Genomic DNA, 20,254 nt, shown 5'->3' with positions numbered 1-20,254 from the left:
AGCTCATACTGATCAGAAATGCCGTCTTCTACAACTCCTGCTCAACAGTTTCGTTCTCTGCTTCAGCGTCCCGAACCGATAGTTCTACCGGGTGTGTATGACTGCCTCAGCGCCAAGATTGCTCAGCAGGTGGGTTTTGAAGCTGTGTTTACTAGCGGTTTTGGCATTGCGGCGTCCCTGCTTGGTCGGCCTGACTATGGGTTTGTGACGGCGACGGAGATGATTGAAACGGTGGGACATATGGCAGCGGCGATTGAGATTCCTCTGATTGCCGATATGGATACGGGCTACGGCAATCCGCTCAACGTGATCCGCACCGTGGAGGACTGTTTGCGGTTTGGCATGGCGGGCATGATTTTGGAAGATCAGGAGTGGCCGAAAAAGTGTGGTCACTTTGAGGGCAAGCGGGTGATTCCAGTCGCTGAGCATGTGCAGAAAATCCGTGCCGCCGTTCATGCGCGAGGCGAGAGCGAGTTTGTGCTGATTGCCCGCACTGATGCCCGTGCGCCGTTGGGATTAGACGAAGCGATTCATCGAGGTCAGATGTATATCGACGCAGGGGCGGACGTGCTGTTTATTGAAGCGCCCCAGTCGGCTGAGGAGTTACGCGCGATCACAACTGCATTCCCTAATATCCCTCTCTTCGCCAATATGATTCAGGGCGGCAAAACGCCGCTGATGACGCCAGTGGAACTCCAGGAGTTAGGCTATAAGATTATTGTTCATCCGCTGGCGGGGCTGTTTGCGGCCACTCATGCTCTACAGCAGTGCTTCCAGCATTTGCACCAGCATCAGACAACGCTGGGCTTGGAAACACCGATTTCGTTTCATGACTTTGAGCAAATTATTGACGTGCCCCACTATCGCCAGCTAGAGCAGCAGTTTTCTCTCCGGCCAACTGACTAATGTAGCCGAATGCAGCGTGCTAAGCCGATTGAAATTGTTCGAGGGCCTGTTGATAGATATCAGGTGTGTTCAAATCAGCCAGCGCGATCGCACTTTGCAGGTCAATTTTTTGTACGTTGGTGGCATGGGTTTGCACAACGGCGCGCAGTCCGAGACTGTCTTCTTGGATACGTGCCAGCTCTGGTTGCAAGGTTGCATCAAATAAAACGGGATGCCCAGAGCGTCCCTGGAACGTCGGTAGGGTGATTAGAGCAGTGTGCTGGTGGTGGGCATTGAGCAATGTTTGGTAGAACCAGGCGGGACGGGGCTGATCGACGGCGGAAACAATTAGGGTGTGCCAGGGGATTGGAATCGCGTGGAGTCCGGTCAAAATGGAGCTTGTTTTGCCGCGTGCTGGCTCTGGATTGACGACGCATGTCAGATTTTGAGCGTTGCGTTGGAATTGAGCTAAGACGCGATCGCAGTTTGCTGTAGTTTGCGGACTCAGGACGACAACCGGATGCACACCGGATTGCTGAAGCTGGGCAATCTGATAGGACAGCAGGGTAGACCCGTTGAGCCAGGGCAAAAGTGCTTTGCACTGCCCCATCCGACTTGAGGCTCCAGCCGCTAAGACGATGGCAACCGTAGAGGGCATAGGCGTTGATCTTGGCCTACTGAGCGAGCTGGGCGTTTGTCATCTGTGTCAAACATGCGATCGCCTCCAGCAAGTAGCGGATGTGTTCCGGCGTATGAGTAGCCATCAGCGTAAAGCGGAGACGGCTGGTGAGTACGGTTGGAGGACGCACCGCCGCCGCAAAAATCCCGTGATCCTTAAGCCGATGGCCGATACTCAGTACCGTCTCGGCATCTTTGACTCGGAGACCAACAATAGCTGACTCGGACGGAATGCGCTGAGGCGCATCGGGATTCTGTGCGGCCTCTTCCTTGAACAATTGATCTAATCCCATTTGAAACTGCTGCACATTTTTCCACAGTTGCGATCGCCGTTCCGGTTCGGCCTGGACAATTTTCAACCCCATCAACGCCGCCGCAGTATCTGCCGGAGTGAGCGCTGTGGTGTAAATCCAGCTAGGGGCACGGTTGCGCAGCCAATCAATTATTTGCGCCGACGCGGCAACATAGCCGCCCAAACTGCCCATTGCTTTGCTCAATGTGCCGATTTGAATCAGCGGACGGTTGGTACAGCCAAAGTGCTCTACACAGCCTGCGCCCGTTTCGCCCAAAACACCCGTGCCGTGGGCCTCATCCACTAGCACCATGCAGTCAAACTGATCGGCCAAGTCTAAGATTCCGGGCAGGGGACAGAGATCGCCATCCATACTAAAGACGCTGTCGGTAATAATCAGGCAGCGGCGACTGCGATCGCGGTGCGTTTCAAGCTGAGTTTTAAATCGGTCAGGTCACAGTGGGCATAGTCCACCACCGTTGCGCCACTCATCGCCGCTCCATTGCGCAGGCTGGAGTGGTTATATTGATCCGACACAATCAAATCGCGATGATCGACGAGAGCCTTGATGGTGCCGATGTTGGCCAGATAGCCCGAACTAAAAACCAGCGCATCTTCGGTTTGTTTGAAACGGGCGATGGCTAATTCGATCTGGCTATGTAGTTCTCGCTGACCGCTGAGTAAGCGCGACCCGGTGCTGCTAGTGCCATATTCTTTAATCGCTGCGATCGCAGCTTTGGCTAGGCGGGGGTCGCTGGCGAGTCCTAAATAATCATTGCTAGCAAAATTGATCAGTGGCGTGCCTTCTAGCAGAACGACTGCCCCGGACTGACTTTCAATGGTCTGAACTGAGCGATGCCAGTTTGCGCGATGAATGGTGTTGAGGGACTGTTCAATCCAGGCATAAGGAGCAGCCATAGTGTTTTCGTATTACCGTGACGGCTTCGCTATTATAATATTGCGCTTCACCCAAAGGAATTCAGACTGACTTCATGCAGTTTTGGCGGATTGATCGGCAGATTTACTTTAAATGACCTGGTGTCGAACTTGATTTTTGCCGCCGTTTTTGACGGTATACATGAGGCGGTCGGCTTCGTTCAGCAGGTCTTGAACCGAGGGTGCAGAACTTTGACAGGTCACAGCTCCTAAACTAAAGCCTACGCCCCAAGTGGTCGCTTCAACTTGATACAGCAGCTGTTCGTGAATTCGCTTGAGCGCTATCTTTGCTTCTTGAGGGGCCAGATGGGGCAGCAAAACAGCAAACTCGTCGCCGCCCAGCCGCGCAATGCGATCGCTATCTCGCAGGGTGGCCGTCAGGGTGCGGGCAACCTGCTGCAAAAGCTGATCGCCCATGTGATGTCCCTGCTTATCGTTGACGGCTTTGAAGTTATCCAGATCTAGATAAGCTAAGGTAATGGGATAGTGATAGCGGCGCGATCGCAGGAGCTCCTGCTCCAGCACCTCCATAAAAAAGCGGCGATTCAGAATCTGCGTTAGGCCATCAATTCGGGCAAACTGCTTCTCTCGCTCGTAGGCCGCTCTTAAGGACACCATCAGATAGCTCACCAAACAAAAGAAGGTGAGCCGTACGCCCGCATTCCAAATCGGGAATAGGAGAGTGTAATATTCTTTAGCGCGATATTCGGCTAGCCCCCATGCGATCGCGCTGATAATCGATAAGGTAAAGGCACTGCGGCGACCGACATACCAGGCCAAAATCGAAATCGGTGCAACATAAAAGATGGACAGTCCCAGATCAGCCGTCACAATAAAATAGTCAATGCTGCTAATAGCAATGAATAAGGCAGCACTCAGGCCGATCAGAAAAGGCCGAGATTGATGGTCAAGAAAACGTACTAAAGTCGAACTCATGAATAAGGCACCGTTTGGCCATGCTGCTGACGAGTTGCACGACAGTCATCATCTGTCCATGTTTATCACAGCGTTGCTTCATCTGAGGATGACGATGTGTCAGGGAATTCAGCTACCTGACACACAGCTATCCTTAAAATTAGTAATCCCTCAATTATGATTGCGATCGACTCGCACGACCCGTTAGCCGATCTCGCAGTTGCTTAATGCGATCGCGATATTTGGCGGCCTCTTCAAATTCTAGATTCTTGGCGGCCTCTTTCATCTGTGCTTCAAGCTGGGTAATCAATTGGGGAATATCTTCCAGCGGCAGATCATAGGAGTTTTCATAAGCAATCTCTAGTTCTTCGGCGTTCAAGCGGCGGGAGATTTCTAAGAAGGCCAGAATCGAGTTCTTCGGTTTCTTGACGATCGGCTGGGGCGTAATACCGTGCTTCTCGTTGTACTCCATCTGGATTTGTCGCCGCCGCTCGGTTTCGCCAATGGCTTTGGCCATGCTGTCAGTCAAGTTGTCCGCATAGAGTACCGCTTGCCCCCGCACATGTCGCGCCGCTCGGCCAATGGTCTGAATCAGCGATCGCTCAGCCCGCAGGAAGCCTTCCTTATCGGCGTCAAGAATGGCAACGAGGGAGACTTCCGGTAAGTCCAATCCTTCCCGCAGCAGGTTCACGCCGATCAGCACGTCAAACACCCCGTTTCGCAGATCTTGGATAATCTCAATCCGCTCGATTGAGTGGATCTCCGAGTGCAAATAGCGCACCCGCACCCCGTGTTCTTCAAAATATTCGGTTAAGTCTTCGGCCATGCGTTTGGTTAGCGTCGTCACCAGCGTCCGCTCCTGCCGCTGCGCCCGCTCCTGGATTTCTCCAAGTAAATCATCGACTTGCCCCTCTGTGGGACGGACGAAAATTTCCGGATCGAGTACACCCGTCGGACGAATCACCTGCTCAGCCACCTGTCCTTCAGATATCTGGATCTCCCAGTCACCGGGCGTGGCGGAAACAAAAATACACTGGTTGACTTTCTCCCAAAATTCTTCCGCCTTAAGCGGACGGTTATCTGCCGCACTGGGCAACCGGAAACCATGATCAATCAGCACCGTCTTGCGGGCGCGATCGCCGTTATACATGGCCCGAATCTGCGGCACCGTCACGTGAGACTCATCGATCACCAGCAGCCAGTCTTTGCTGGGGAAATAATCAATTAAGCACTCCGGCGGCGATCCGGGCAGGCGTCCGGCCAGGTGACGGGCATAGTTTTCCACGCCGTTGCAGTAGCCCACTTCCCGCAGCATTTCTAGATCGTAGCGAGTGCGCTGTTCCAGTCGCTGCGCTTCCAGCAGTTTGCCGTTTAGCTCCAGTTCCTCCAGCCGCTCCCGCAGTTCCAACTGAATGGCATTGCAGGCTTCTTCTAGCCGCTCATCGGGAGTGACAAAGTGACGCGCCGGATAGATACTCAACGCATCCATGCTCTGTAGCGTTTCGCCCGTAATCGGATCGATGTAGCGAATCGCGTCGATCTCATCGCCAAAAAACTCGACCCGGATAATCCGGTCTTCGTAGGCTGGGCCAATTTCCAGCACGTCGCCCTTCACCCGGAAGCGACCCCGACCCACGTCCAAATCATTGCGCTCATACTGCACCGAAGCCAGGTCGCGCAAAATCTGCCGCTGATTTACTTCCATGCCCACCTGGAGCGGAATCGACGCCTTCAAATACTCCGACGGGATTCCCAAACCGTAAATACAGCTAATCGACGCCACCACGATTACGTCCTTGCGCTCAAACAGCGATCGCGTGGCCGAGTGGCGCAGCATGTCGATTTCATCGTTGATCGACGCAGTCTTGGCGATGTACGTATCCGTAACCGGAATGTAGGCTTCCGGCTGGTAGTAGTCGTAATAGCTGATGAAGTACTCTACTGCGTTATCTGGAAAGAACTCCCGCAGCTCGTTGCACAACTGCGCCGCCAGGGTTTTGTTATGGGCCAGCACCAGCGTTGGCTTGCCAATCTGGTCAATCACCCGCGCAATCGTATGCGTCTTACCCGTACCCGTGGCACCGAGCAGGGTTTGGTAGCGATGATTTTGGCGCAGTCCAGCCGTTAATTGTGCGATCGCACTTGGCTGATCGCCCATTGGTTCAAAAGGGGCCTGGATGGAAAAGTTAGCCATATGTATAGGTTTGGTTTTTATAGCAGTTTTTTGAACAGCAACGGGGGAAATACCCCATTTAGTTATGATGACGAATCTAGCGGGCTTTGGCTGTATCGGATTCCCCTATGCCGTTTTCTATCGCCCGGTATGTATCAGTAGAAAGAGTTCTCGTCCACTAGGTCTATCTTTAGGAGATTTTGGAACGAAGAGCGGCTTCTGTATATTTACGGAATCAATCGCCTTTAAACCAAATTTCTTTAAGATTCTTCCCATGTTTAACGTCATTGCCAAAACGCTCAATGTCCGTCCCCTTGATCAAGACATCTTAGAAGTTGCTTACGATCTCTATCTGCAAGCGCCTGAAAGCAGTCATCCGCTAATTAATCTGAAAGAAGTGGCTCAGCAGACGGGGGAAAGCCCATTGCACTGCCGCAATGCGATCGTCAGCGCCTGCCAAGCCGGTCGATTTCCCAACTGCTCCCTCGCCTCATAAGCAGCAGTTTAAGTCGTTCTAGGTTTGAGCTGAGCCAAACCTAGAACGACTTATCAAACTTAGCGGCGGCGGGCTTTGCTGACCATCTTGCGCGAGAGGCGAAGATTCAACTGCTCGGTGTCGGCCCAGTCTTGCAGAATGCGGTAGAACGCGTTGCGATCGCCAGCTTGCAGAACGGCGGTTTGGTCAGCGGTTTCAATCACATAGGGATAGCCGCCGCCAATGACCACTTCGCTGCGGACCCAGTCAATCACCTGTTCTAGGCGTCCCGCTTTGTAAATCCAGGCAGGCAGTTCCAAACGAGCGGGATAGCTTTGGTTAGTTTTGAGATACGTAAACGTAATCTGATCCTGCTGGTGGCCATATTCGCGCAGGATGCCGCTGCGATCGCACAAGCATAGGGGAGTGCGATCGCCCCAGCGGTCTTTCAAAACCGTATTCAAAATCTGGGCGTCGTGAATCGATTCCACATCGGGCAGTTGCTCCATGTGCTGAAGCATGGTGGTCAAGTCGCGGGCATAGGACGTATCGACATAGCCGACCAGAGGAACGCGAAAGGTTTGACTGGCATTGAGCAGGCGGGTGAGACAGGAAACGTAAAACTTTTGACTGTTTAAGTCAAAGGCTTCGGCGAACGTCGCCACCAGTGAACCATCGAAGAAGACCAGGCAGTTTTCATCGCCTTCATGGGCTTCCATATAGCGCACCAGACAGTCAGTTTCCATCTGAAAGCGGCGCATATTTACCTTCCGGTCAATCAGCTCCCGCCGATCTTCAACTGCTAGATCAATTGGCGTCATCACCTCCACTTCAATATCTTTGCTATACGCCCCCTCGTCTTTATGCAGGTTCTCGTACCAGCCCACCTGCACCAGCGCTACCAGCAGCGAAATATCCTTGCTGGGATAAATCTGCGACCCATCCACCGCAAACGTGGCCACCCCGGTAATTTTGTCCCGCACCCAGGCCAAGCTCTCTTCCCGGCTGCCCCAGGTCAGGCGATGTGCGATCGCACCTTGTTCTGTTTCAACAAACGATTCAATTGGAATCGCACCACTGAGCGGCGGCAGGCTATTCACCCGCTGTTTCCATTCTTTGGCGGAAAGCTTGCTGATATGCCGCAGCGCCGCGCGATACTGCTGGAGATACTTCAGCGTTTCTTGATTGTGAAGTTTGAACTGTTCCCGTTTCTCCTGGAGCTGTTGCCAAATATCAGACTGTTTGAGGGGCATAGGCTTAATTCGTTGCTGATTAACAGAGATACAGAGTTAGGGACGAGGGAGCAGGGGAGCTGCGTTTCTGGGCTGCATCTATATTAGTTTAGACGTACTGTTTTGTCGCCAACCCACTCTATAAACTAATGAACTATGACCATCAACCATCAACTACAAACCATTAACCCATCAATTACCAACCATCAACCATAACCATTCACTACCAACCATCAACCATCAACTATGAACTAACCTAAAACCTTAACCGATACTGCACTCGGAACTGACCATATTGATAGTCATACTGAAAATCAAGCGCAGAATCCTCATCAAGTTGACGAGTCGCTCGCACCGTTGGCAAAACACGAAACTGCGAGAGGCCCACTTCTTCGCCTAAGGAATCGGTAAAGTCATCGACATCCCGCAGCCAGTTCTGAATCAGCGGCTTAACCACAAATTCAGACACACCAAATAGGACGATATCTTCTTCACTGCCACCCGAAATGACCTCTTCTGCTTCTTCGGCAAAGGCCAAAAATTGGTTGCCCAACAGCGACACGATTTGGCTATTGCTCCGCTCCGGAACGCTGCTCAATTCAACAACGGGGGACTGAATTACCTGCTGGTCTTGCAGGTCGCCCGATAGAGCAGTGAGCAACAAGCAGTCTTCCAGCGACTGGAGATGTTCGGGCGTAACTAAACTTTCACCCAAAAACGTAGCGGGCGATCGCACTTGGCAATATTCAGCGGCAGAGGTTAGCGGATCGTCAGGCAGCAGACTTTGGGCTGGGCCGTCTATCGTCAGAAACACCTCGATTTCTTCGGGACGAATATTAGGAATAATGTCATCGCGAATTTCGGATTCTGAAACTTCCTCGCGCCGCAGGGCAAAGTTTTCGAACGCCGTAGCAGAAAGCTGCACGTTCACATAGGGATTGGTCAGTTCTAATTCCGGCGAGAAGGTGATAGTTTGCCCTTCGGGGCGGCGAGTGAGATAAAACTGGCTGCTAAATAGATTGATGCGAGCGCGAGTCACGTCAATTACCCCATTGGCCTGGAGGTTGTTTAAGGTGCCGTTGATGGCTAGCGGCCCTCGGACGCGAACCGAGTACAGCGGGAAGTTATCTACGCCGAAGCCTCGACCGAGTACAAGCTGAAAATCGTCAAAGATGGGCGTCCAGCCGAAGTTCGATTGAGGTTCTGGCGTTTCGGTGAAAGATGCGATCGCAGCAAAGGTCGTGTCAGGCTCATCATCCAGATCGCTGTCATCTGGATCGACGGATTCCCGTTCAGGAATTGAAACCTCGCCATCGTAGAGCGTCACACTGCCGCTGACAATCGGAGCCGCAGCGGAACCCGTCAGCACAACGCTGCCGTCCACCTCGCCATCGTAGAAGCTGTCGATATCAAATTCCTGCTCCTCAATTAGCACCGTCAGCGGCGTAGCGGCATCGGGATCAGCGGAACCAATGGGCGCAATAATTGGCAGTACACCGCCAATCAGCACGTCGCCCTCGGCAAACTGGGCCACTACGTCGTTAGCGCGAATGCGCCCCTGATCGAGCCGAAGTTCACCGTTGAGGATAAGCTGCTCGTCAACTACATATTGCTGAATGCGGGCAATATCGACCCTGGCATTGTCAAAATTGGCTTCCCCAGTCGCTCGCAGTGCTTGCAGTCCGGCAGGTGAAAAGTCGAGCCGTCCCCGAGCATCCAAATCCACTGTCGCTTCACCATCAACCCATTCAACCTGATCATCGGTGAAGGCCAACAAAACCTGAATCGCTTCCGTATCGAGATAAACGTCTGCCTCAAAATCGTCATTGCCGGGTGAAGGCGGCAGCGGAATATTCGCGTTGGCCGTAACCAGTGAATCCGGTGTAGTAACAAAGTTGAGCCGCGCATCAGCATAGCGAAAGTCGCCCAGGATCGGGGTCACGGGTTCCTGATTCAGCTCCGCATCGGTAAAGGCAACATTGCCCGTGACGGTCGGATTGCCCAAGCCACCTTGGATCAGGCCGCTGGCATTGATTTCGCCCTCGATATCAAACGGAACACTGACAAATTCGCGGATCACGTCCACCGTCAAATCCGATAGCTCAAACTCGGCAGCGGTGCTGGGGGCCAGCGAACCAGCCACGGTGAGGAGCGTTTGATTTTCCAATTCAATCTGTGTCCCCGGTGCCACAGAAATCGCACCGTTTTGATAGACACCTGAGACACTGAAGTCAGAAATGATCAGCTCGCGCCCTCTGACCAGTTCCGCCCGATTGTAATCATCCTCTGGCTCGATCGCAGCTTCTACAACGGCGGCTTCAATCTCTTGCTGCGTGTCGAGATCCGCCTCTGGTCGCTCAACCACGACTTCTGGTTCAGCCGTCAGATCAAGCGGCTCATCGTAGACCAGGTAGGGGGCGTCGGGATACCAGACCCAGTTCTCTTCCGGCGGCATAGCAATGTCAAACGCGACTGTGGGACTGCTAAGCGTACCGCTGATGTTAACCTCGCCTGTGTACTCGCCTTGGATATCCAAATATTCCGGTGCGGTCGCCTGCTGACGTGCGATCGCAAGTTGCTGTAAATCTCGCGTCACGGCAATCAGCAGCTTAATCTGATATTCCAGCGAGGCGTAGGGTGTACCTTGGGGATTGGTGTAAATCTGGTTGGCCGTCAGGTATGTTGGGGCCGCCAGTCCGCGCTGCACGTCTCCAACCGTAAACACTTTGGTGAGGAAGAACAGGTCTTGCACATAGCCGCGCACCACGTCAATTTGAGCGTTCAGCGCTCCGGTCGCGAGATTCAGCCGACCCTGCAACGCGTACTCTGTGGACTGAGCGCGATCGAGCAGGGAGAGTGAACCAGAAGTCAGTTCAACAATGCCATCTCGATAGGTGAAATCCGCCGTGAACTGATTGGCCAAGATGTAGTCCAAGCCGGGTTGCTCAACGGTAATACTGCCACTGGTGTCAAAGGTGAAGAGATTAAAGGCAATATCGCCTGTCACCTGCCCCTGTAATGGGCCTTGCAGCCCCACCTGTTGCCCCGGTGCCAGATCGAAGAGCGCCAGCGAGAAGTTTTCAAGCGAGACATCTAAAATATCGCCCCGGCGCTCACCGGAAACAATAACCGCATCTGGCGATAATCCGCCCTGGCGCAGGGCAATAAATTCCGGCAGATAGGGGAGCTGACAGCGTGCTTCAACGCAGGGCGTGAGCCGAGCGGCAATGCGATCGCGACCCGCAGCCCGCGTTTGTCCCCGCAAATCCAGCACAATTTCCTGTCCTGGTGTGATGCTGACGGAGCCAGATAACAGCGACTCAAAGGCGATTTGATTCAGCGCAAAATCGGCTAGGTTCAAATTGCCCGTCAGGTTCAAGTTACCGGGTGCCGTCAGGCCGCTAAGCAGATTATCAGCCTGGAGCTGGCCCTGGAAGTTAGCTAGACCGCGCAGGTCAATGTTGCGATCGCGCACCTGCTGGTTAATCAGCGCTTGGGGCAGTGAGGCCAGGTTTGATTGAGCTGTCACATCCAGCAGCGTTGAGACAATCAGCGATCCACCGGGCACTTGCGTAATGTCAAACTGTCCGGCAGCGGTAACTGCCTGGTCGCCCAGTTGAGCTGCGATCGCATCTGCGGTAATCGTGGTGGTTGGCGTGTCGTTGAATAAGCTGGCAAAGTTACCCGATAGAGCAAGCTGAGCATTGAGCCGATCAGATCGAGCCGTTGAAGCCAGCGTTGCCGAGGATTGCAGCGCATCGCGCAGAGCTGGAATCTGCGACAAGTCCACATTCAGCGCCTGAATTTGCGACTGCCAGGCGCTGGTGTCGAGATTGGCCTGTCCGGTTACCAGTACCGCTCCCGCCTGCTCAACCAGATTGAAGCGCGTGTCTCGGATCAGTAAATTCGAACCTTCCAGTTGAAGTTCACCCAAAGCTGCGATCGCGCCTGTCGCCTCCGCATAAGCATTGGGTAGTCGCCAGGTTACGCCACCTGTTAGATCCTCCAGGGTGCCACCGATGCGACCGTTGGCGTTTAGTACCCCAAAGCGGATATTCGGTGTGGTTGCACCATACAGAGCCGCCAGCGTATCAGTCGGTAAATTTTCAACGTCTAAATCCAGCGCGATGGGATTGCTCAGAAACTCCTCAAAGCTCTCAAATTGAATAAAGCCTTCTGCCCGGATGTCTCCTCCAACGACTGGCGAAACTGCCAGTTCTTCCAGCACAAACCGCTCCAAGCTGGCTTCAAACTCAACTCGCAGATCATCAAGCGCCACTTCGTCGATCTGCGTCGTGCGGAGATTGCGAATTACCCCAGCCAACTGCGGATCGTCAATCTCTCCGGTCAGCTCAAACTCAGCTTGGATAGCCCCTTGCAGCTCAATCGGCAACTCTTCAATTTCAGCTAGGGCCAGTACATCTTCAAACTCGACCGAGGGTACGTCAATGTCGAGGTTGTAGCCCCTATCGAAATTAATCGTGCCCTCTAGCTCCGCCACGGTATCGTCAACCGCCGCTTCCAGCGATTCCAGCACAACCGTTTGATCCACAAAGCGAGCCATTCCCTCCAGCGTGATGGGCGGCTCCAGCGGTTCTACCTGGGCCGCCAGCTGATCCAGCGCCACTGTGCCATACAGCGACAGCGACGATAATTCTCGAATGGACGGCAGGACAACCCGCAAATTCGCGCTTAGTTCACCATCCACCACCTCAACGGGTAAACGCAGTCCGAGTGAGTCCAATAGCGGCGTGAGCTGGGCTAACTGAATATCGCGGAGTAAAGCAGTCGCCTTCGTAGCCGCTTCGTCGTTTAAAGTTTCACCCTGAATTTCGGCCACGCCATCCGCCAGTTCGGCAATGAAGTCATACCTGAAGGTTTGCTGCTCTGAGCCCCCAACGACCTGTAATGTACCGTTGGCCGAAACCCCGATCGCTTTGTTGGTATTGAGCGGTAAAAAGGCCGCATCTGCCTCCTTCAGCTCAATTGTGGCGTCAATATCGAGCGGAAACTCGCCGCCTTGAGAATCAAATTCCAGATCGAGCCAACTGCCATCTTCTGCTTGCTCGATGTAGAGAACGGGTTCCAGCAGCTCAATGTCGAGATGCAGATTCTTTCTGATCAGGGGAAATGGATTAATGCTTAAGTCAATCGCTTCCGTGGCAATCCGGTCTGGATCGGTAGGCGTGGCCGGAATGGAGGAAGGGCCAAAGCGAATCCGAGTCAGGGTAAAGTTCTCAACCTCACCAATTTTCACCTCTCGATCTAATGTTTCTTCCAGCCGATTTTTCAGGAACGACGGCAGTTCACGATAGATCCAGGTGCTCAACGCCAAATAGCCCAGGATGCCCAGTGTGCCAAATGAGATGCCCGTAATTGCGATCGCATTAAGAATCCGTCGGCGTCGCCGAGAAGACGGAGGAGATTCTGACTCCGACTGGGGCCGATTTGGATCAGGACTGGTCATCCGCAGACTTCAGGTGATGAATAATTGGGGCGATCTGGGCTACGGTCTTCTATAGAGTAAGGATTTTGCCTAAATCCGGCAAGACTCCGAACAGTAACAATTGCGCATCGACCATTTTGTAGATATTGCTACCGGACATGACGCACTTCCTTCACGTTCCAGCGCACGGGGTACGAGCTGATATCCAAATAGATCAGATAAGGATAGATTTGATAGCGCCCTAATCCACCCGGCCACCAGGGGGTAAGCGCCCAGTAGACCTGATCGGCAGTCAGTCCCGGTATGTAACATTCAACGGCTTCTCCCAGGGCAAAGCGATGGGCATCGGTTGCAAGCTTCTGTGACGATATATCTGGTGCGTACCAGCGGGTAATGCGAAACGGGCGACCAATGCGATCGCAAGCGGCCTGAAGCTGCGTGGCGCACTGCACAATGCTGTCAATGGCGGCTTGATTCACAGGTAAATAGCGGCCCCCTTGCGTGGCATCGGCCCAGGTGAAGCTGCCGTTAGGCAAGATGGACTGCATGAGCTGGAGATTTTCCACTGTCCAGCGGTCAGGGCGGAAGGTGGCGGGATAGGGCGTGGGGGCAGGGGGAGCTTCGGGGTCAGTGCGATTGGCTGTCTCCATCTGCCGCAGTTGACTGAACAGGTGCTGCACGGCCATGTCGCGATCGTCGAACGGGTGCCAGTGCTGCACAAGCTGAAGTAGATGCTCCCGCTGTTGTTCTGTCGCTTGGTACTGCTGCGGCAGGCGCTGCATGAAGGCTAGCAGGGAGCGATCCATCTGGAGCGCCGTATTGGCCACGATCTCATCCGTTGCCACATTGGGATTGAGGTGGCTGGGATCAACCCCTAGCTCGACAATGGCGGTTTCCCGCGATCGCAACTGATTCCAGGTTTGAAAAAAATCCGTCAGGGCCAGCCGCTGCTGCCCCAGCCCCCGATAGCGGTTGCTCATCGACTGGACAAAGGCCATCAGCACCGGATCAAGCAAGGCCAAATCTGGCTGAATCGTGGAGACAGATTGGAGATTTGCGATCGCAACTTCGCGGGTTGGATAGCGACCCCAAAGCTGAGCCAGTCGAATCACGGCTTCCCGCTGGTGGGGATAGCCCGCATAGAACTGGGGCACCTGCTGCGCAAAAATCAGCAGCGGCTGATCCAGCAGCGACGGATCAAAGCTGTCCAGGGTCTGTCCTTTGGGCAACTCCAGCTCCAACGACTGAATCACCTCCTGTGGCGTGTCCAGCTTGCGCCAGAGCCGCAGCAGCTCCATCAGCGCCTGCCGCTGATAGCCCAAGCCACTGTAAGTACGCGGCACGGTGCGGACAAAGCTGAGCAATGCCCTATCTAAACCGGAGTCGGCAACGTCCTGAGCGGCATCAATCGTTTGGGATTCAGGATTGTCTACCGTTGGAATAGCGTCTAGATAAGCCGCCAGCAAAGCCTGTGGATCAGACGGTTCTAACCGCGTGGCCAGCGGCATCGTTTCCGGTGGTACATACCCATCCGCCACGGTGCGAATAAAGCGATCGCTATAGCGATCTTGCCCCGACTGCCAAAAATCATCGGGTTGCCACCCCTTCGCGGTCAGGTAGCTGACTAGACTGCGCAGCGTATTGGCGGCGTAGTGAACCTGATTCACAACTGTATTGACGGCATCTCCCGGCAGTTGATTGGCGGGCGTCATTCCCAAACCGCTGTCCCCATCGGGTAAATAGGGCTGTCGCTGTACAGCATAGAGCGCTGCCAGTAAGGGCGCATGAATGCCCGTTCGGGCTGCCGCTTGGACATACAGTGCGTCTCGCTGTGGGGAAACCAGAGGTGCCATGATCCGATACAGTTGCGAAGGATAGAGTGAAATCCATCACAATGTACGTGCTTTATGGCGAAAATGCAGTCCCTCACAGCCAAAACTTTTGAAAAGATTTGTTTCATCGCCACCGACATGGACGGGACGCTGACGCGTCACGGTCGCTTTACGCCTGCACTACTACAGGCTTTGACCGATCTGGCTAAGGCTGATATCACCGTGCTGATTGTGACCGGACGCTCCGCTGGCTGGGTGAGCGCGATCGCACATTACCTCCCGGTTGCAGGTGCGATCGCAGAAAATGGCGGCGCATTGTTTATGCCAAAATGCGATCGCGATACGACAGCACCTGAGTTATTGGTACCGATTACTGACTTAATTCAGCATCGGCAGGCGCTCCAAGCGGCATTTCAATCCCTACAGGTCAAATTTCCCCACCTGCGCGAAGCAGCGGACAATGCCTATCGGCTAACCGACTGGACGTTTGATGTTGCAGGCTTTAGCCCGGAAGACCTGGACTGGATGCGAGCACATCTGGCTCAGCAGGGCTGGGGCTTCACCTACAGCACCGTGCAGTGCCACATCAAGCTGGCTGAACAAGAAAAATCGGCGGGTCTACAGTCCGTCCTGCAACAGCACTTTCCCCAGGTGGAACCTACTCAACTGCTCACCGTCGGTGATAGCCCCAACGACGAAAGCCTATTTAATCCAAATCTATTTCCTCATTCGGTTGGGGTGGCGAATATTCGAGATTACTGCGATCGCATGCAGCATCAGCCTCGTTATGTCACTATTGCTGCCGAAGCCGAAGGCTTTTGTGAACTGGCACAGTATTTGAGAAGTGCTGAGGGTTGAGAGTTGGGTTTTGGGTTTTAGGTGCTGGTGCTGAAGGAAATAAAGTCGCCTGACTTTTCTCCGCACTGTCCTAGTAGTCTGTCAAAGTAAAGATGAGGGGTAGAAGAATTTTGAAAATATTGCGGAGCAATATTTTCAAAATTCTTCTACCCCTCAAAACACACTTGACAAAGCACTAGTTCGCAAAAAACAGGGGTTTGTCTGCTGACAAACCCCTTACCCGAGTTTTAAAATTTTGATCAAAACAGCAGTACTTACAGCGATGCTTATAGCTGTCCTGGCCCATCGGGTGAAATCTCAACTCCGCCGCGCTGAATCGTGCCACCATCTGAAACCAGATCGTTGAGATTCGTGAGTTCAACTCCCATTTCTCCAGCCGCTTGACGCAGTGCGCTCATGAATGAATCAATATCGTCATAGCCACAGCGAGATGCAGCGACATCGGTGCCTTGAGCGGCATTGGCTTTAGCGCAATCAACTAAATCCGTTCCAGTTAAAGGTCGAGTCTGGGACATATTAATACGGTTAATTATTGGCAGATATAAAAACAAAGTGGCAGAGATAGCTAATTTGAGCAATTCTATTAGTCAAATCAAATCAGCCGAGAACTACTGCTTTCAATCAGGCTAACGAACTGGCTTACCATTATCCTGTCCCCTAAGTAAGAACTTTAAATTCCCCAGACGCAATTCAGCCTCAACTCAGCTTAAAAACCCCAGAACCGTTTTAGCGGTTAAGCTAAAACGGTTCTGGGGCTTGTTAATTGCAATCACACTGCAACGAGAGAGAATTATGCCGCTTCCCTGGGTTATGGGTGAAAATTAATCCTCAGCACTCAGCACCTAAAGCCCAAAACCCAGTACCTCATCTATAGCGCTATTCCCTAGAACTGGCATCTAAACCCTTCTCGATGCAGCAGGTGCGATCGCGGCTGAACGAGGTGAACTTGCGGATGAAGTTACCGGTGGCAGTGCTGCCGGATCGGGTTCCGGTACTAGAAACTGGCGAATCAGGCGAGCCGCTGCTCTCTGGGCCAATTGACCGGCAATTTTCTGGCCCATCTGATGGGTTTCTGGCTTCGTCAAGAGCTGAGGCACCAGGGACGCGACTTTGATCGGATCAAATCCCTGCGTTTCCCGCAGAATGCCGATAATTCGCTGGATATGCTCTAAATTCTTTTGTGCTTCAGCATTATTAGTTGGTTTGGCTGGAGCCGCACCGCCAATCCGAGGTTCAAAGCCAATGCGTTCGCTGATGCCACGGGTAAACCGCTGAATCGCATTCTGTCCTAGGTAATCAACGTTGTTGACGATTTCCGAGGCAATGCGATCGCGGATAAATGCGCCCCGTTCGGAGAACAAGAAGTCAACGGTTTGATCCAGCACCGCATCCAAATCGTAGTCCTGGCTGTCTTTGGCGTTGCGTAGCAGGTTTTCTAAGCGATTCCAACGGAAGCTACCGTCTTTGAACAGTAAATCTCGTAAGGAGGCGCGCAGTTCAGGTGAGGGATCAGTCAGCAGTCGCTTAGCGATGTAGGGATACGCCTGACTCAGAACCTTAAACTCCGGATCGACGTTAATAGCAATCCCTTCCAGCGTCACCAGTGAACGGATAATTAGCGCATAGTAAGCGGGCACCCGGAACGGGTACTCGTACATCAACTCCGAGAGCTGATCGGTGATGCTTTTGAAGTTTAGCTCAGCCACGCTGGCACCCAAGGCGTTACCAAATACGTTTGCCAGCGCAGGCACAATCGGCGCGAGGTTAGTGTCGGGCGTCAGGAACTCCAGTTTCACATAGTCTTTCACCAGCGACTCAAAATCCCGGTTGACCATGTGGACAACCGCCTCAATCAGGCCATAGCGCTGATAGGGCTTGACTTCGCTCATCATACCGAAGTCGAGATAGGCTAGCTTGCCGTCGGGTGTTGCCAGCAAATTACCCGGATGTGGATCGGCGTGGAAAAAGCCGTGCTCCAGTAGCTGCCGTAAAGAACACTGAACCCCCACATCAATCAGGTAGCGGGCATCAATTCCTTGTGCAGCTAACAAATCGGGTCGAGTTAATTTCGTGCCCGTAATCCACTCCATCGTCAGGACGCGCCGCCCCGTATACTCCCAGTAAATCGTGGGCACGTAAACATCGCGCAAGTGACCATAGAGATCGGCAAAGCGCTCGGCATTTCGTCCCTCATGGGTGTAATCCATCTCTTCAAAAATGCGGGCACCGAACTCATCCATGATGCCGACTAAGTCGCTGCGCACCTGCTTAAGGTTGCTGGCCCATTTCGCTAGTCCCCGCAGAATAAATAAGTCCAGGGTAATTCGCTCTGCAAGGCCAGGACGCTGAACTTTAACGGCTACCTCTTCGCCCGAAAATAACCGACCGCGATAGACCTGTCCTAACGAAGCGGCTGAAACGGGATTGGGTGACAGTTCGGCATACAGAGAACTCGGCGGTGCGCCAAGTTCCTCTTCGATGAAGTGAAAAGCAATTTCATTCGGAAATGCGGGCAGCTGATCCTGGAGCTGAGTTAGCTCGTCTAAATACAGTGGCGGAACCAAGTCGGGGCGAGTAGAGAGTGCTTGCCCAATCTTGATGTAGGCTGGCCCCAAATTAGTCAGTAAGTTCCGTAACTGCACAGCCCGCTTAAGCTCATTCTTCTTAGCCTGACCCGTGCGACCGTCCCACCAAAGTTTCAGGTAAAAGAAAAGCATTGGACCTAAGATGCCAAAGATCCGCCCCACGACTTGAAACGGACGACTGCGATAGATGGCTGCGATCGCATCTGGGTCATAGACGATTTCTTCTCCAGACTCAAACTCTGCAACCGCCTCCCCTGTAGAGCTTTTCTGAAGCGGGTAGTCGGATGCAAATGGGCCATCAACACTGGGAACTGCATAGGCGGACTGCTGCTGAGTGGACGACTCGATTGGATCTGTTACCGCAATTGAAGATGGGGCGGCCTCTGCAGAAGCTGCAGGAGTTGCAAGTGCCGTCGCTTGAGTTTCAGATAACCTCGTCGTCATATAGCCTCCGAAGGCAAAATTGAGCAAAATGAGCGGATATTAAAGCAGAGCGTTTAAGAACAACTCCAATCAACGATATCGTTGCAATTCAGGCGAATTGAATGTGTGCCGCTTAGAAACAAGGTATCAACTTCTTCCAATTGCCACATCGACTGAGCAGTAGAAAAACTACGCCATCGTTTGTAGAGTGTCATTCTTAAACACGTTACGTAACACATTGTAACAATCGTTCTCAGTTTGATCTCTATAAATGGTGTGGAGATGTATGCAAATCCTCATAATAAAACCGAGCGAATAGGCAAAAGGCAGGCTCAGCCTGCTTTTTGCCTATTCGCTCGGTTTTTAGCTATTTAGACCAGCTCAGCAGCCGTATCGTCAACTAAATTATTTTCTTGCCGCAGGTACGCTTCAATAAACTCGGCCAATTCACCATTCATTACATCGTCGATCGCGGTTGTCTCCTCCCCAGTGCGTAAATCTTTCACCATCTGATAGGGATGGAAGACATAGTTGCGGATCTGGTTGCCCCAGGCTGCTTCAACCATATCGCCTCGAATATCAGCAACCTCTTTGGCTCGCTGTTCTTGGGCAATTAGCAGCAGCTTGGCTTTTAGAATCGCCATCGCTTTCTCGCGGTTTTGCAGTTGCGATCGCTCTTGGGTACAGCGCACCGAAATCCCGGTAGGAATGTGGGTAATCCGTACCGCTGTCTCCACCTTATTCACGTTTTGGCCACCGGCACCACCAGAGCGTGAGGTGTTAATGTCCAGGTCTTTTTCGGGAATATTCAGCTCAATCGTGTCATCCAGCACGGGCATTACTTCCACCCCCGCGAAACTGGTTTGGCGCTTGCCGTTGGCATTGAATGGCGAAATGCGCACGAGCCGATGGGTACCTTTCTCCGACTTGAGATAGCCGTAGGCATACTTACCATCAATTTCTAACGTGGCGGACTTGATTCCCGCTTCGTCGCCCTCTGAGATTTCCGTCAGGTGAACCTTGTATCCTTGAGCTTCACCCCAGCGCGTATACATGCGCAACAGCATCTCCGCCCAGTCTTGGGCATCCGTGCCGCCTGCACCCGCGTTGATCGACAGCACTGCGCCCCGCTGGTCATACGGGCCTGACAGCAACTGCTGCAGTTCCCACTGATCCAGCGCCCGATAAAGCTGCTGTACCGTTTCCTGCGCTTCCTGAAGCAGCGCCTCATCAGCGGCTTCGCCGTCCATTAATTCAACAAAGGACTGCACATCGTCCAGTTGCGATCGCCACTGATCCATCTGCTCCAGGTGAGACTTTAGATCGTTAAGCTCCTGCATCTGCTGCTGGGCATGATCGGGGTTGTCCCAAAAGTCGGGCTGAGCCGCGAGCTGCTCTAAATCTTGAATCTTGGCGGTAAGTGCGGGAACGTCAAAGATAGTCCTGGGCTTTGCCCAGGCGACTCGACAGTTGTTCTACGTCGCGTTTAATGTCCAATACATCCATAAGCTGTGATATCAGGTA

12 protein-coding genes and 1 pseudogene are annotated in these 20,254 nt (G+C 53.1%); 3 read left to right on the top strand and 10 right to left on the bottom strand.

Translation table 11 applies throughout. The annotated features are described in order from the left end of the window. Positions 1–18: 18 nt before the first annotated feature. Positions 19–906, top strand: a complete 888-nt coding sequence (locus tag AC286M_RS25790; protein WP_488207097.1) for an isocitrate lyase/PEP mutase family protein — start codon at positions 19–21, stop codon at positions 904–906. Between the two features lie 19 nt (positions 907–925). On the opposite strand, the gene AC286M_RS25785 is transcribed toward AC286M_RS25790, so the two are convergent. The 4 genes and pseudogenes from AC286M_RS25785 to uvrB form a co-directional block, all read right to left on the bottom strand. Next, the gene (locus AC286M_RS25785) at positions 926–1,543 is read right to left on the bottom strand and encodes a nucleotidyltransferase family protein (protein ID WP_488207096.1); all 618 of its coding nucleotides are present in this window, start codon (positions 1,541–1,543) and stop codon (positions 926–928) included. Positions 1,544–1,559: 16 nt separating this feature from the next. Then, a pseudogene (bioF, locus tag AC286M_RS25780) lies at positions 1,560–2,773 on the bottom strand (8-amino-7-oxononanoate synthase). A 108-nt stretch (positions 2,774–2,881) separates the two neighbouring features. Next, positions 2,882–3,727, bottom strand: coding sequence for a GGDEF domain-containing protein (locus AC286M_RS25775; RefSeq protein ID WP_488207095.1), 846 nt, complete (start codon positions 3,725–3,727; stop codon positions 2,882–2,884). A gap of 154 nt (positions 3,728–3,881) precedes the next feature. Next, positions 3,882–5,900, bottom strand: coding sequence for an excinuclease ABC subunit UvrB (gene uvrB / locus AC286M_RS25770; RefSeq protein WP_488207094.1), 2,019 nt, complete (start codon positions 5,898–5,900; stop codon positions 3,882–3,884). A 253-nt stretch (positions 5,901–6,153) separates the two neighbouring features. On the opposite strand from uvrB, the gene AC286M_RS25765 reads away from it, so the two are divergent. Beyond that, positions 6,154–6,375: a hypothetical protein gene (locus tag AC286M_RS25765; RefSeq protein ID WP_488207093.1), complete on the top strand. Its 222-nt coding sequence runs from the start codon at positions 6,154–6,156 to the stop codon at positions 6,373–6,375. A 59-nt stretch (positions 6,376–6,434) separates the two neighbouring features. On the opposite strand, the gene AC286M_RS25760 is transcribed toward AC286M_RS25765, so the two are convergent. The 3 genes from AC286M_RS25760 to AC286M_RS25750 all read right to left on the bottom strand — a co-directional run bounded on the left by AC286M_RS25760 (position 6,435) and on the right by AC286M_RS25750 (position 14,885). Then, complete coding sequence (locus AC286M_RS25760) at positions 6,435–7,607, bottom strand: DNA double-strand break repair nuclease NurA (protein WP_488207092.1); 1,173 nt, start codon at positions 7,605–7,607, stop codon at positions 6,435–6,437. A 235-nt stretch (positions 7,608–7,842) separates the two neighbouring features. Further along, entirely contained in the window at positions 7,843–13,053 is a 5,211-nt protein-coding gene (locus tag AC286M_RS25755; protein WP_488207091.1) for a translocation/assembly module TamB domain-containing protein, read from the bottom strand. 128 nt (positions 13,054–13,181) lie between these two features. Continuing rightward, positions 13,182–14,885: a peptidase M15A gene (locus tag AC286M_RS25750; protein WP_488207090.1), complete on the bottom strand. Its 1,704-nt coding sequence runs from the start codon at positions 14,883–14,885 to the stop codon at positions 13,182–13,184. A gap of 54 nt (positions 14,886–14,939) precedes the next feature. Here AC286M_RS25750 and AC286M_RS25745 point away from each other — a divergent pair, with 54 nt between their 5' ends. After that, complete coding sequence (locus AC286M_RS25745; RefSeq protein WP_488207089.1) at positions 14,940–15,722, top strand: HAD-IIB family hydrolase; 783 nt, start codon at positions 14,940–14,942, stop codon at positions 15,720–15,722. 266 nt (positions 15,723–15,988) lie between these two features. Here the strand turns inward: AC286M_RS25745 and AC286M_RS25740 are convergent, their stop codons facing one another. From AC286M_RS25740 to prfB, 3 genes are all read right to left on the bottom strand, one after another. Next, complete coding sequence (locus AC286M_RS25740; protein WP_488207088.1) at positions 15,989–16,237, bottom strand: hypothetical protein; 249 nt, start codon at positions 16,235–16,237, stop codon at positions 15,989–15,991. 381 nt (positions 16,238–16,618) lie between these two features. After that, on the bottom strand, positions 16,619–18,751 hold the full coding sequence (locus AC286M_RS25735; RefSeq protein WP_488207087.1) for an ABC1 kinase family protein: 2,133 nt from the start codon (positions 18,749–18,751) through the stop codon (positions 16,619–16,621). 350 nt (positions 18,752–19,101) lie between these two features. After that, positions 19,102–20,236, bottom strand: a protein-coding gene (prfB, locus tag AC286M_RS25730) for a peptide chain release factor 2 (RefSeq protein WP_488207086.1) whose coding sequence is annotated in 2 segments (ribosomal slippage) — positions 19,102–20,163 and positions 20,165–20,236 — 1,134 coding nt in all. Because the reading frame shifts where the segments join, the coding sequence is not laid out codon by codon here. Between the last annotated feature and the right edge of the window lie 18 nt (positions 20,237–20,254).

The organism is Thainema salinarum CENA647 (genome assembly GCF_057732415.1).
The sequence above is the reverse complement of the archived record's forward strand: the minus strand, read 5'-3'. Positions and strand labels throughout refer to the sequence as shown.